Consider the following 13,320-nt stretch of genomic DNA (forward strand, 5'->3'; position numbering starts at 1 on the left):
ACCCATAAAACGCCATGAGCGACGACCATTCGCAAAGCAACGATAGCCCCAGTCCCAAGAAAGGCTTTTTTACCCTTATCCTTAATCAGTTATTTCACGGCGAGCCCCGAAACCGCAATGATTTGCTGGAGCTTATCCGCGATTCCGAGCAAAACGAACTCATTGATCCCGATACCCGCGACATGCTGGAAGGCGTGATGGATATCGCCGAGCAGCGGGTGCGGGATATCATGATTCCCCGTTCACAGATTGTGACCCTGAAGAATAACCAGTCTCTGGAAGAATGCCTGGACGTGATCATCGAATCGGCCCATTCCCGTTTTCCGGTCATCAGCGAAGACAAGGATCATATCGAAGGCATTCTGATGGCCAAGGACCTGCTGCCCTTCATGCTGAGCGATTCCGAGCCATTCAGTATCGAGAAGGTACTGCGCCCCGCCGTGGTGGTGCCGGAAAGCAAACGGGTGGATCGTATGCTCAAGGATTTCCGTTCTCAACGCTATCACATGGCCATCGTGATCGATGAGTTCGGCGGGGTATCCGGATTGGTGACCATCGAGGATATCCTGGAGCTTATCGTCGGCGAAATCGAAGACGAATACGACGACGAGGAAGACCGGGATATCCGGCAGCTCAACCGGCATACCTTCACAGTCCGCGCCCTGACCTCCATTGAGGATTTTAACGACGCGTTCGCCACCCATTTCAGCGACGAGGAAGTGGACACGATCGGCGGCCTGGTCATGCAGGCATTCGGCCACCTGCCGGCCCGCGGCGAAATTATCGAAATCGACGGTTATGTCTTTAAAGTGGCCATGGCCGACAGTAGACGCATCATCCAGGTTCATGTCAAAATCCCCGACGATTCCCCCCAACCGATAATGGAAGAATAACCTCCCCATGGCTATCGCCGAACAGTTTGAACGCCAACGATTGCGGTTATTGTTGGCGTTATTGACCGGTGCCTGCGGCACCCTGGCTTTTTCACCTTACGACATCTGGCCGGCGGCCCTGCTATCGTTAGCCGGTTTGCTGGCCGTTACCTTGAACCGCCGGCCACGCCAGGCCGCTTGGCTGGGGTTCGTCTGGGGATTCGGATTGTTCGGAACCGGCATGAACTGGATTTATGTCAGTATCGCCCAGTTCGGCGGAATGCCCGGTCCGGTAAACGTGGCGCTGGTGGCGCTCCTAGCGGCCTATCTGGCGCTGTATCCGGCGTTGTTCGCCGGTCTGCTGGCCCGCTTTTGGCCGAAAACCTCCCTATGGCGTCTGGGACTGGGCGCCCCGGTACTCTGGCAGGTGACGGAATTTCTAAGGGGCTGGATATTTACCGGTCTGCCCTGGCTACAGTTCGGCTACACCCAAATCGACGGTCCTCTCAAAGGGCTGGCGCCGCTGTTTGGCGTTGAGTCCCTGACCTTTGTGCTGATGGCGATCAGCGGCCTGCTGGTGGCGGCGGCGGCCCTGCGCAACCCGTTGTCCCTGGTCGGCGCGCTGATTCTGCTGTTGCTGCCCTGGCCGCTGCGTGATCTGCACTGGTATCATGTGGAAAACCAACGGGCGATAAATGTTACCCTGGTGCAAGGCAACATTCCGCAATCGCTGAAATGGGAAGCCGACCAGGTCAGGCCGACGCTGGATATTTACTTGAACCACAGTCGCCCGGCGCTGGGCAAATCGCAACTCATCATCTGGCCGGAATCGGCCATCCCCGATGAAGAGCGCGATCAGACCGGTTTCCTGACGGCGCTGGATTCGCTGTTGCGCGACGAGCATACCAGCCTGATTACCGGGATTATCGACGCTCGGCCCTCTGCCACAGGCTACCGCTATTACAATAGCATCGTGGTATTGGGCGAAAACACCCCTTACCATTATCCCGGAACCAATCGCTACGCCAAACACCACCTGGTGCCGTTTGGCGAGTTCGTGCCACTGGAAAGCCTGCTGCGTCCACTGGCGCCGCTGTTCAATTTGCCGATGTCCTCGTTTAGCCGCGGCCCCTATATCCAGCCCCAGCTCAGAGCGGCCGGCATGAAGCTGACCGCGGCCATCTGTTACGAAATCATCCTGGGGTCCCAGGTGCGGGACAATTTCCGCCCGGACACCGATTTTCTGCTGACCATTTCCAATGACGCCTGGTTCGGCCACTCCATCGGTCCGTGGCAACATTTCCAGATGGCCCGTATGCGATCACTGGAACTGGGGAGGCCGCTGTTGCGCGGCACCAATAACGGCGTTACGGCGGCCATCAATGCCGACGGCGACATTCAGGCCATCCTACCGCAATTCACGCGCGGCGCCCTCACCGTCCGGGTGGCGCCCACTCGCGGCTTGACGCCTTATGCCCGTTTCGGCGATTGGCCGCTGTGGATTATCACGCTGCTTGGGGGATTCGCCGCCTTGCTGTTCGGCCGGCGGCGGCGCTGAGCATCCCGTGGCGGGACGGCAAAGCCGTCCCGGTTGATTGACATTGTTAATCATTATCATTACTGCTATCGTGCCCCTCCCTGACAACCGAACTGGAGACCGGCATGATACCCGATACCCGCTATCTGCTGACCGACCCCGACCAACTGCGCGATCATTACCCCGCCCCGTATCCCGCCGTGGTGCAGAAACAAATCGATCATATCGATGCCTACGGCCGCCGGCTTATCGGTTTATCGCCTTTTATGATATTGGGTACTCAGGGTCCGCAGGGCCTCGACTGTTCGCCCAAAGGCGGAGAACCCGGCTTTGTCCATGTGGAAGATGAAAAAACGCTGCTTTTGCCGGATCGCGCCGGCAACAATCGTCTCGACGGTCTGCGTAACATACTTCATCATTCCGCCGTCGGCATGTTATTCCTGATACCCGGTTGGCAGGAAACCTTCCGGGTCAATGGCCGGGCCGTCATCTCCGTTGATCCGGCGCTATGCGCCCGTTTTTCCTTAAACGGCCACCCCGCTAAAAGCGTGGTGTGTATTGAGGTACAGGAAGCCTTTATCCATTGCGGTCGGGCCATTGGCTTTGCTGATTTGTGGAACCCGGAAAAACACCCGGACCCGGCCCGGGTACCCGCCGCAAGCGAGGTTTTCAAAGCGCATCTGGCGCTGGCCGCCGACCGAACCGGCTGAGAATTAAGCGGCAATAGGCCGATTGTTAACATTGGCATATATCTTGCTGCCCAGTACGACAATAGTCGTTTAATCCGGTTCATCGTTGCGTTGATTGTGCCATTATTGCGCCGTCGCGGTGCAAATCACGCACCCATCCGGTGCTATGCGGTCAGTTGCGCTGCATTATGGTGCGCCATATCTCACAAAACGCGAACTTTGTTATTTCAAATCATTTACATTCGACTATTTTTAACATGACTCATTGGATTCACGCCTTAGATTGACAGCGGTCTATGGCGCTCTTCACGATTATGTCCCGTCTCCGGACGGGCAACGTAATGACAGCAAAGGAGTAGGAAGATGCAAATGCGCAAATTGGCCCTATCATTACTGGTATTGGGCATGGCGGGAAGCATGGCTCATGCGGAAGATCTCACCGGCACATTGAAAAAAATCAAAGACAGCGGCGTTGTCGTCGTCGGCCACCGCGAGTCCTCCGTCCCTTTCTCTTATTATGATAATCAGCAAAAAGTGGTGGGCTACTCTCAGGACTTTTCCAACGCTATCGTCGCCGCCATCAAGAAAAAAATCGATGCGCCCAATTTGCAGGTGAAATATCTGCCTATCACCTCGCAAAACCGTATTCCGCTGCTGCAAAACGGCACCTACGATTTTGAGTGCGGTTCGACCACCAATAACCTGGAACGCCAAAAGCAGGTGGATTTTTCCGATACCCTGTTTATTATCGGCACGCGATTGGCGGTTAAAAAAGGCAGTGGCATCAAGGATTTTTCTGATTTGGCGGGTAAAACGGTGGTCGTGACCGCCGGAACCACGTCGGAAGTGCTTATTCATAAGCTTAACGATGAAAAGCATATGAATATGCACATCATCGCCACCAAGGATCACGGTGATTCGTTCCGTACCCTGGAAACCGGCCGGGCAGCCGCCTTTATGCTGGATGACGCCTTGCTGGCCGGGGAACGGGCCAAATCCAAAAACCCGGGTCAATGGGAAATTGTCGGAACGCCGCAGTCCAAAGAAGCTTACGGCTGCATGCTGCGCAAAGGCGATACCCAGTTTAAGCAGTTAATGGACGCCACCATCTCTTCTATTGAAACATCCGGTCAGGCGGCCAAATGGTACGACAGGTGGTTCAAACAGCCGATTCCGCCGAAAAATCTCAACATGAATTTCGAAATGAACGATGACATCAAACAGCTTTTCCAACATCCCAACGACAAAGCCGTAAACTAATAACGACTATAAGGGCGGGTCGCAACCCCGCCCTCTCGATTGCTTGAGGTCCTGGACAGACAGACATGGCGCGGCCGTTCCCCGCGTTATGAACAAGTGGTCTTCATCAATCTTCAGGGTAGCGATGCTACCCTTTTTTCACCGGAGCTTTTTATGGGAATTAATTGGGACTGGGGAATCTTTTTGCAACCCGCCCCCTTCGGCAACACCACCTATCTAGGCTGGCTATGGTCAGGCTTTTTGACCACGGTGGAAGTCTCGTTCTGCGCCTGGATCATCGCCCTGGCGGTCGGTTCGCTGTTCGGCATTCTTCGCACGCTGCCCAGCCGGTTTCTATCCGGCATCGGTACATGTTATGTGGAATTGTTCCGTAATGTGCCGCTGATCGTCCAATTCTTTATCTGGTATCTGGTTGTGCCGGAACTGTTGCCGGAGCGCCTTGGCACCTGGTTCAAATCCGAACTGGACCCCAACATACAGTTTTTCGTGTCGTCCATGGTCTGTCTCGGGTTGTTCACTGCCGCCCGAATTTGCGAACAGGTGCGTTCCGGCATTCAATCGCTGCCGTCCGGCCAGCGTTCGGCCGGTCTGGCCATGGGTCTGACGTTGGGTCAGACCTATCGCTACGTGCTGCTGCCTAACGCCTATCGGGTGATTTTGCCGCCGATGACCTCGGAAATGCTCAATCTGGTCAAAAATTCGTCAGTGGCGTCCACAATCGGTTTGATGGATATGGCGGCCCAGGCCGGGAAACTGCTGGATTATTCGGCGCATGCGTATGAATCCTTCACCGCTATCACCGTTGGCTACCTTATCATCAACGCCGTTATCATGATCGCCATGCAGTTGCTGGAAAGCAAGATCCGTCTGCCCGGCCATATAGGAGGGAAATGATGTACCAGTTTGACTGGAGTTCAATTCCGCCGAGCATGCCCTATATGCTGCAAGGCATGGGGATCACACTGAGGATCACCCTTACCGCGGTGGTGGTCGGCATTGTTTGGGGTACCCTACTGGCGATTTTGCGCTTGTCGCCCTTTAAGCCCGTCAGTTGGCTGGCGAAAATTTACGTCAACTTATTTCGCTCCGTGCCGCTGTTGATGGTGTTGCTGTGGTTTTATCTGGTGGTGCCCGGTTTCCTGCAGAAAGTATTGGGTCTATCGCCGCGTACCGATATCCGCCTGATCTCGGCCATGGTGGCATTCGCTTTATTTGAAGCGGCTTATTACTCCGAGATTATCCGGGCCGGCATACTCAGCATCGCCCGTGGCCAGTCGTCCGCCGCCCTGGCGCTGGGCATGACCCATTGGCAGTCGATGCAGCTGATTATCCTGCCGCAGGCATTCCGCGCCATGGTGCCTTTGTTGCTGACCCAGGGTATCGTGCTATTTCAGGATACCTCGCTGGTGTATGTCCTGAGTCTGGCGGATTTTTTCCGTACCGCCACATCGGTGGGCGAACGCGACGGTACCGAGGTGGAAATGATTTTGTTTGCCGGCGCGGTGTATTTCGTGATTAGCCTGTGCGCATCGCTGCTGGTTAATTTTTTAAAGAGAAGGACGGTTAGATGATTTCCCTGAAAAATATTTCTAAATGGTACGGGCATTTTCAGGTGCTGACCGACTGCTCAGCCGATGTGCAAACCGGCGAGGTGGTGGTGGTATGCGGTCCGTCGGGCTCCGGCAAGTCGACGCTTATCAAGACGGTCAACGGGCTGGAGCCTATCCAGCAAGGCACCATCCAGATCAATGATATCGTGGTGAACGATAAACGGACCAATCTCGCCCAGTTACGCGCTAAGGTCGGCATGGTATTTCAGCATTTCGAACTGTTTCCCCATTTGTCCATTATCCAGAATCTGACACTGGCGCAAATCAAGGTGCTCAAGCGCGACAAAGACGCCGCGCGGGAAAAAGGCGAACGGCTGTTGGATCGGGTGGGATTGGCGACCCATGCCCATAAGTTTCCCGGGCAATTGTCCGGCGGCCAGCAACAGCGGGTGGCCATTGCCCGGGCGCTGTGTATGGACCCGGTGGCGATGCTGTTTGACGAACCCACTTCGGCGCTGGATCCGGAGATGATCAATGAAGTGTTGGATGTCATGGTGGAACTGGCCCAGGAAGGCATGACCATGATGGTGGTGACCCATGAAATGGGCTTCGCCCGCAAAGTGGCCAACCGGGTTATCTTTATGGACGAGGGACGCATCATCGAGGATACCCATAAAGACGCGTTTTTCCAGCATCCGCAAACTGATCGCGCCCGCGACTTTCTGGCGAAAATCCTGCACTAAGGGCCGGTCATTTTCGCCGGGCATCCCCTTGGCGAAACGGCGGGCAATGGCCTTGCCCCGTCCAGGGGCAGGCCGAAGCCGGGTCAGAATGGCCGACGCTGAAACTGATCGAAGCCGCAATGCGGGCAAAGCGGCAGCACTTCCGGCGTATAGAATGCGATGGCGTGGTGGCAGCGTTCGCACACCAGATTGCCCAGCCCCACCACCTCGCCGCTGGAGTAAACCCCATGGTGGGCGACATCCTTGAAAATTTCCCGCCATTCCAACTGGGTCTTATCCGTGATATCCGCCAGTTCCTGCCAGAGGCTTTCTTTGATGATCCGGGTAAATACGCTGTCGCCATCGTCCGCCCGGCTTTCATCGTAGCTGCGGGCGAATTCCCGAATATCGCGCCGTACCGAACGGGTGACGCTGTCCGCTTCCGCCGGCGTCAGTTCCCCGCCGGCCAGCAGGCGCCGGTGGGCCTCGTCCACCAGCGCGTCGATATCCCGTTCGCCTTGCTCGATCCGCCGACCGAGGGAGGCCAGTAATGTGCGATAGTGCGCTGTGACCTTGTCCATGATGTTCTCCCGATATCCGCGCCCCGGACGTTGCCGCCGTCCGGACAGCCTTGACTAACATACTGATAATTCTAGTCCATGGCCGCATGTCAGGAGGTTAATCCGGCCCGCAAAAGCAAAATATTTCGGCCGCGAATCGCCGGCGTGGGCAGAAATACCGCTCCGGACTGCGGCGGGTGTTGTTGCCGCCGCCGCTTATCAGCTATGCTATGCGGATCTCATAGTTATAAACGTCCGCATTGAACACGGGCGTCGCTGTATTTCACCATAGGACCACTGGCTGCCATGCAAGAGCAATATCGCCCGGAAGAGATTGAACCCCACGTCCAGCTTCACTGGCATGAACACCGCACTTTCCACGTTACCGAAGACGACAGCAAGGAAAAATATTACTGCCTGTCCATGCTGCCATACCCCTCAGGCCGTTTACATATGGGGCATGTGCGCAACTACACCATCGGCGACGTCATTTCCCGTTATCAGCGCATGCTGGGCAAAAACGTATTGCAGCCTATCGGTTGGGACGCTTTCGGTCTGCCGGCCGAAGGCGCGGCGGTAAAAAACAATACCGCGCCGGCACCCTGGACCTATAACAATATCGCTTATATGAAAGCCCAGCTCAAATCGCTGGGATTCGGCTACGACTGGGACCGTGAGGTCACCACCTGCCGGCCGGAATACTATAAGTGGGAACAATGGTTCTTCACCCGTTTGTATGAAAAAGGCCTGGTCTATAAAAAAACATCGGCGGTGAACTGGTGTCCCCATGATCAGACGGTGCTGGCCAACGAACAGGTCATTGACGGCTGCTGCTGGCGTTGCGATACCAAGGTGGAGCGCAAAGAAATTCCCCAATGGTTCGTCAAGATCACCGCCTACGCCGATCAGTTGCTTTACGATCTGGATAAGCTGGAAAGCTGGCCGGAGCAGGTGAAAACCATGCAGCGCAACTGGATCGGCCGCTCCGAGGGCGTGGAAATCAGTTTCGTCGTGGAAGGCGGCGATGAAAAGCTGAGGGTATACACGACCCGGCCGGATACCTTTATGGGCGTGACGTATGTCGCCATCGCCGCCGGGCATCCCTTGTCCCTGCGCGCCGCCGCGACCAATCCTGCCCTGGCCGATTTTATCGACGAGTGCCGCAATACCAAGGTCGCCGAAGCCGATATGGCGACCATGGAGAAAAAGGGCGTGCCGACCGGTCTTTTCGCCATCCATCCCCTGAACGGCGAGCGGGTGCCGGTGTGGGTCGCCAATTTCGTCCTGATGGATTACGGCACCGGCGCGGTCATGGCGGTGCCCGGCCATGATCAGCGCGACTGGGAATTCGCCGCAAAATACGGTTTACCCATAAAACCGGTCATTTTGGCCGCCGACGGTAGCCAACCGGATCTCAGCGCTCAGGCCATGACTGAAAAAGGCGTATTGTTCAATTCCGGCGAATTCGACGGTCTGGCGTTCGGCGACGCGTTCAACGCCATCGCCGACAAGCTGGTGGCCGCGGGCGTCGGCGAGCGTAAAATCAACTATCGTCTACGGGATTGGGGTGTGTCGCGTCAGCGTTATTGGGGCGCGCCGATTCCCATGGTGACGCTGGAGGACGGCACGGTCATCCCCACCCCCGATGACCAATTGCCGGTGCTGTTGCCGGAAGATGTGGCGATGGATGGCATCGTGAGTCCCATCAAGGCCGATGCCAATTGGGCCAAAACCCGGGTGGACGGGCGCCCGGCCCTGCGCGAAACCGATACCTTCGACACCTTTATGGAATCGTCCTGGTATTATGCCCGCTATACCTGCCCGCATTTCGACAGCGGCATGCTGGACCCGGCCGCCGCCAATTACTGGCTGCCGGTGGACCAATACATTGGCGGCATCGAACACGCCATTATGCATCTGATGTATTTCCGGTTTTATCATAAACTGTTGCGCGACGCGGGCCTGGTCAATTCCGACGAGCCCGCCAAGCGATTGCTCTGTCAGGGCATGGTGCTGGCGGACGCATTTTACTACACCGGCGATAATGGCGAACGCATCTGGGTCTCGCCGGTGGATGTCGATGTGGAGCGGGACGAAAAAGGCCGCATCGTTAAAGCCACCGACAGCGCCGGCCACTCGCTGGTTTATGCCGGCATGAGCAAGATGTCCAAATCCAAGAACAACGGCATCGATCCGCAAGTGATGGTGGAGAAATACGGCGCGGATACCGTGCGGTTGTTCATGATGTTCGCCTCGCCGGCGGAAATGACGCTGGAATGGCAGGAGTCCGGCGTGGAAGGCGCCAACCGTTTTCTGAAACGGGTCTGGAAGCTGGTGTTTGATCATACCTCGCAGGGGCCGGCGGGCCCGCTGGATCTCAATGGTCTGACCGATGCGCAAAAAGATCTGCGGCGCGATCTGCATAAGACCATTGCCAAAGTCACCGACGATATCGGTCGGCGCCAGACCTTCAATACCGCTATCGCCGCCATCATGGAACTGATGAACAAACTGCAACGCCTGGGCCAGGACAACCCCCAGGACAGGGCCTTGCTGCAAGAAGCGCTGCTGGCGGTGGTGCGGATGCTTTATCCCTTTACTCCCCATACCTGTTTTGTCCTGTGGCAGGCGCTCGGCGGCGACGGCGATATTGATAACGCGCCCTGGCCCGTGGCCGATGAAGCCGCCATGGTGGAAGACGCCAAACTGGTTGTTATCCAGGTCAACGGCAAACTGCGCGGTAAAATAACCGTGCCCGCCGATGCCGATGAGGCGTTGGTGCGCGAACGCGCCGCCCGGGAACACCTGGTGGCGAAATATCTCGAAGGCGTCACGGTACGTAAAGTGATTTACGTGCCCGGCAAATTACTTAACCTGGTGGTGGGTTAAGACAAGGAGGCGTTGTGCGACATCGTAACAAAGCGTTGTTGCTGGGGTTCGCGGTGCTGCTTACCGCGGGTTGCGGTTTTCATCTGCGCGGCTCCACGGCAAATACCGCCGTGCCTCAGGAGCTAAAGACACTGACCCTTAACAGCTACGATCAATACGGTCCACTGACCCGGGCCGTGCGCGAAGAGCTGCGGCTCAATGATATGAAAATAGTCAAGGATTCGGATCCGAAGAGTCGGCTGCTTCCTTCCCTGCGTATCACCAATTCGTCGGAAAGTCAGGAAACCGTGTCGGTATTTCAGGACGGCAAAACCGCCGAGTATCAGTTGATGCTGGATGTTCAGGCATCGCTGCTGACCCCTGGCAAGGACCTGTACCCCATCAACGTCCGGGTATTCCGGTCATTTTTCGACAACCCGCTGACCGCGCTGGCCAAGGATAACGAAGGGGATATCATCCGTCAGGAATTGCGCGAGCAGGCCGCCCAGCAATTGGTGCGCAGGCTGCTGGCGGTGCATGCCGCCGAAATGGCGTCAAACGCCGGCCAGGGCAATAACGCCGCCCTGGCGCCGCAAAAAGCCATGGCGCCCCAGGTAGTGGAATGATCCGGCTTTACCCCGAGCAGCTCGGCGCGCAATTGCGAGAAACCCTACGCGCGTGTTTTTTTCTGTTCGGCAATGATCCGCTGTTATTGCAGGAAAGCCAGGACGCCATCCGCCGCCAGGCGGAAGCGGCGGGTTTTGCCGAGCATTTAAGCGTGATCCTCGATCCGTCCACCGATTGGAACGCGATTTTCGGCCATTGCCAGGCCATGAGCCTGTTCGCCAGTCGCCGTACCCTGACGCTGCTGCTGCCGGAAAACGGCGTCAATGCCGCCCTCGGCGAAAAACTGACGCAGTTGGCCGCTCTGCTTCATCCCGATTTGCTATTGATACTGCGCGGTAACAGGCCGAGCCGGGCCCAGGAAAATAGCGCATGGTACAAGACGCTGGGTCAAGACGCCGTCCAGGTAAGTTGCATGACGCCCGAACGGGCTCAGCTTCCCCGCTGGGTGGCGACCCGCGCCGCCGCCATGCATCTGGTCCTGGACGACGCGGCTAATCAATTGCTCTGCTACTGTTACGAAGGTAATCTGTTAGCGTTATCCCAATCACTGGAAAGACTGTCGCTCACCTTTCCAGACGGTAAGCTGACGCTGCCGCGAGTGGAATCGGCGGTGAATGACGCCGCGCATTTCACGCCGTTTCACTGGGTTGACGCCGTGCTGGCGGCCAAATGCAAACGGGCCGGCCATATCTTGCGGCAATTGCGCCGGGAAGGAGAAGAGCCGGTTATATTGCTGCGCAGTCTGCAAAGGGAACTGATGCTGTTATTGATGCTGCAAAGACAATCGGCCGGCACGTCGCTGCGGGCGCTTATGGACCAGCATAAAGTCTGGCAAAGCCGCCGGCCGCTGCTGACCCAGGCGTTGCAACGCCTCTCCCCCAGGCAACTGCACGGCGCGGTGGCGTTGATGGCCCGCACGGAAGTGGCGCTCAAACAGGATTATGGCGCGCCCGTCTGGCCCGATCTGGAGGCCCTGACCCTGATGTTATGTGGTAAATTGACGCCCGGAATATCCATTCATGTCTGACACCGGCACCGATCTCGCTTTAACCGCCTTGTTCGGCGGCACCTTTGATCCGATCCATTACGGCCACCTTAAGCCCGTCATAGCGCTGGCGAAAATGGTCGGTCTGCAAAGGGTCACTCTGCTGCCCAATAATGTACCGCCCCATCGTCCCCAACCGGAGGCCAGCGCGCAGCAGCGACTGGCTATGGTGGAAATGGCCCTGGAGGATATCGGCGGCGCGCTGTTCGATATCGATGATCGCGAACTGAAACGGGACGACCCGTCCTGGACAGTGGACACCTTCGAAACACTGCGCCAGGAACGCGGACGCAGCGCGCCGCTGGGGTTTATCATCGGCCAGGATTCTCTATTGACGCTGCCGCGCTGGCACCGCGGACTGGAATTGCTGGATAAGTGTCATTTACTGGTTTGCGCCCGCCCCGGCTACGGGACTAAAATGGATACCCCGGAACTGCAATCGTGGCTGGAGGCGCGCCTGACCACCGATGCCGGCCGGTTGCACCGGCAACCCGCCGGGCTTATCTATCTGGCGTCCACCCCGCAGTATTCCATTTCAGCCTCGATTATCCGTGAACGCCGCCGCCGCGGGCAGCGCTGTAATGATATGTTACCGCCTTCAGTGCAACGGTATATTGACGAACAGGGTTTATATCGTTAGTGTGGCGGCCCATGTTAGACTATACCGATTCTATTTCACGTTGCCTCTTTGTTGGCTGCGGGCGGCCATGAAACCGATCGCGGCGAAATCGGCGGGACAATGCCCACGCGACATACCGGAGGGTAGCTTTTGCTAGGTAACACGCTCAAAGACTTTGTTATTGATAAAATTGACGATCTTAAAGGGCAGGACATCATTTCCCTTGATGTTCGCGGCAAATCCAGCATAACCGATTGCATGGTCATTTGTACCGGCACGTCCAGCCGGCACGTGATGTCCATCGCCGATCACGTGGTGCAGGAATCGCGTACCGCCGGTCTGGCGCCGCTCGGCGTCGAAGGCGATCAGACGGCCGACTGGATCGTGGTGGATTTGGGCGATGTCATTGTGCACGTTATGCAGGCCGAAAGCCGGCAGCTCTACGCGCTGGAAAAGCTCTGGAGCTGACGGGTGAAACTCCAGTTGATCGCGGTCGGCACCCGAATGCCTGACTGGGTGCAAGCCGGGTTCGATGAGTATGTGCGCCGTTTCCCGAAAGACATGCCGTTTGAACTGACTGAAATTCCGGCCGGGAAACGGGGTAGAAATGCCGATATCGGCCGGATTCTGGAAAAAGAGGGTGAGCTGATGCTGGCCGCGGCGGGAAAGGGTAACCGCATTGTCACGCTGGACATTCCCGGCGTTGGCTGGGACACCCCGGTATTGGCGCAACAGTTGGAACGCTGGAAACAAGACGGGCGCGACGTCAGTCTGCTGGTGGGCGGGCCCGAGGGGCTGGCGCCGGCCTGCAAGGCGGCCGCGGAACAGAGTTGGTCCTTGTCGCCGTTAACTTTGCCTCACCCCCTGGTTCGGGTGTTGGTTGCGGAGAGCCTTTATCGTGCCTGGAGCATTACCACCCATCATCCTTATCATCGGGAATAAACCGATGAAAACGGACAATGTGAAATAAT

Annotated in this window: 14 protein-coding genes; 13 read left to right on the plus strand and 1 reads right to left on the minus strand. The window is 57.0% G+C overall.

Annotation, left to right across the window (positions count from 1 at the left end; genetic code table 11):
• The first annotated feature begins 14 nt into the window (after positions 1 to 14).
• From corC to FCN80_RS13950, 7 genes are all read left to right on the plus strand, one after another.
• A complete protein-coding gene (gene corC / locus FCN80_RS13920) occupies positions 15 to 893 on the plus strand; it encodes a CNNM family magnesium/cobalt transport protein CorC (protein WP_136990758.1) in 879 nt (292 codons plus the stop codon).
• A 7-nt stretch (positions 894 to 900) separates the two neighbouring features.
• On the plus strand, positions 901 to 2,430 hold the full coding sequence (gene lnt, locus FCN80_RS13925) for an apolipoprotein N-acyltransferase (RefSeq protein ID WP_136990759.1): 1,530 nt from the start codon (positions 901 to 903) through the stop codon (positions 2,428 to 2,430).
• Positions 2,431 to 2,534: 104 nt separating this feature from the next.
• Positions 2,535 to 3,119 carry an MSMEG_1061 family FMN-dependent PPOX-type flavoprotein gene (locus FCN80_RS13930; protein WP_136990760.1) on the plus strand — a complete coding sequence of 195 codons (585 nt, stop codon included), beginning with the start codon at positions 2,535 to 2,537 and terminating at the stop codon, positions 3,117 to 3,119.
• Between the two features lie 342 nt (positions 3,120 to 3,461).
• The gene (locus FCN80_RS13935) at positions 3,462 to 4,358 is read left to right on the plus strand and encodes a glutamate/aspartate ABC transporter substrate-binding protein (protein ID WP_136990761.1); all 897 of its coding nucleotides are present in this window, start codon (positions 3,462 to 3,464) and stop codon (positions 4,356 to 4,358) included.
• A gap of 153 nt (positions 4,359 to 4,511) precedes the next feature.
• Positions 4,512 to 5,252, plus strand: coding sequence for an amino acid ABC transporter permease (locus tag FCN80_RS13940; RefSeq protein WP_136990762.1), 741 nt, complete (start codon positions 4,512 to 4,514; stop codon positions 5,250 to 5,252).
• Positions 5,249 to 5,929 carry a glutamate/aspartate ABC transporter permease GltK gene (gltK, locus tag FCN80_RS13945; RefSeq protein ID WP_230492673.1) on the plus strand — a complete coding sequence of 227 codons (681 nt, stop codon included), beginning with the start codon at positions 5,249 to 5,251 and terminating at the stop codon, positions 5,927 to 5,929. Before FCN80_RS13940 ends, gltK begins: the two co-directional genes overlap by 4 nt.
• Positions 5,926 to 6,651, plus strand: a complete 726-nt coding sequence (locus tag FCN80_RS13950; RefSeq protein ID WP_136990764.1) for an amino acid ABC transporter ATP-binding protein — start codon at positions 5,926 to 5,928, stop codon at positions 6,649 to 6,651. Before gltK ends, FCN80_RS13950 begins: the two co-directional genes overlap by 4 nt.
• An 83-nt stretch (positions 6,652 to 6,734) precedes the next feature.
• Here the strand turns inward: FCN80_RS13950 and FCN80_RS13955 are convergent, their stop codons facing one another.
• Positions 6,735 to 7,211: a zinc ribbon-containing protein gene (locus tag FCN80_RS13955; protein ID WP_136990765.1), complete on the minus strand. Its 477-nt coding sequence runs from the start codon at positions 7,209 to 7,211 to the stop codon at positions 6,735 to 6,737.
• 285 nt (positions 7,212 to 7,496) lie between these two features.
• Between FCN80_RS13955 and leuS the strand changes: the two genes are divergently transcribed.
• The 6 genes from leuS (at position 7,497) to rlmH (ending at position 13,291) form a co-directional block, all read left to right on the plus strand.
• Entirely contained in the window at positions 7,497 to 10,079 is a 2,583-nt protein-coding gene (gene leuS, locus FCN80_RS13960; protein ID WP_136990766.1) for a leucine--tRNA ligase, read from the plus strand.
• 14 nt (positions 10,080 to 10,093) lie between these two features.
• Complete coding sequence (gene lptE, locus FCN80_RS13965) at positions 10,094 to 10,684, plus strand: LPS assembly lipoprotein LptE (protein WP_136990767.1); 591 nt, start codon at positions 10,094 to 10,096, stop codon at positions 10,682 to 10,684.
• The gene (gene holA, locus FCN80_RS13970; protein WP_136990768.1) at positions 10,681 to 11,712 is read left to right on the plus strand and encodes a DNA polymerase III subunit delta; all 1,032 of its coding nucleotides are present in this window, start codon (positions 10,681 to 10,683) and stop codon (positions 11,710 to 11,712) included. Before lptE ends, holA begins: the two co-directional genes overlap by 4 nt.
• Complete coding sequence (nadD, locus tag FCN80_RS13975) at positions 11,705 to 12,370, plus strand: nicotinate-nucleotide adenylyltransferase (RefSeq protein ID WP_136990769.1); 666 nt, start codon at positions 11,705 to 11,707, stop codon at positions 12,368 to 12,370. The genes holA and nadD overlap by 8 nt, the downstream gene beginning before the upstream one ends.
• Before the next feature lie 129 nt (positions 12,371 to 12,499).
• Positions 12,500 to 12,817 (plus strand): ribosome silencing factor, encoded by a 318-nt coding sequence (gene rsfS / locus FCN80_RS13980; RefSeq protein ID WP_136990770.1) that lies wholly within the window; start codon positions 12,500 to 12,502, stop codon positions 12,815 to 12,817.
• A gap of 3 nt (positions 12,818 to 12,820) precedes the next feature.
• Positions 12,821 to 13,291 carry a 23S rRNA (pseudouridine(1915)-N(3))-methyltransferase RlmH gene (gene rlmH / locus FCN80_RS13985; protein ID WP_136990771.1) on the plus strand — a complete coding sequence of 157 codons (471 nt, stop codon included), beginning with the start codon at positions 12,821 to 12,823 and terminating at the stop codon, positions 13,289 to 13,291.
• The last annotated feature ends 29 nt before the right edge of the window (positions 13,292 to 13,320 follow it).

Origin of the sequence: Martelella alba (assembly GCF_005217455.1) — a bacterium.
Classification (GTDB): Bacteria; Pseudomonadota; Gammaproteobacteria; order Enterobacterales; family Enterobacteriaceae; genus Acerihabitans.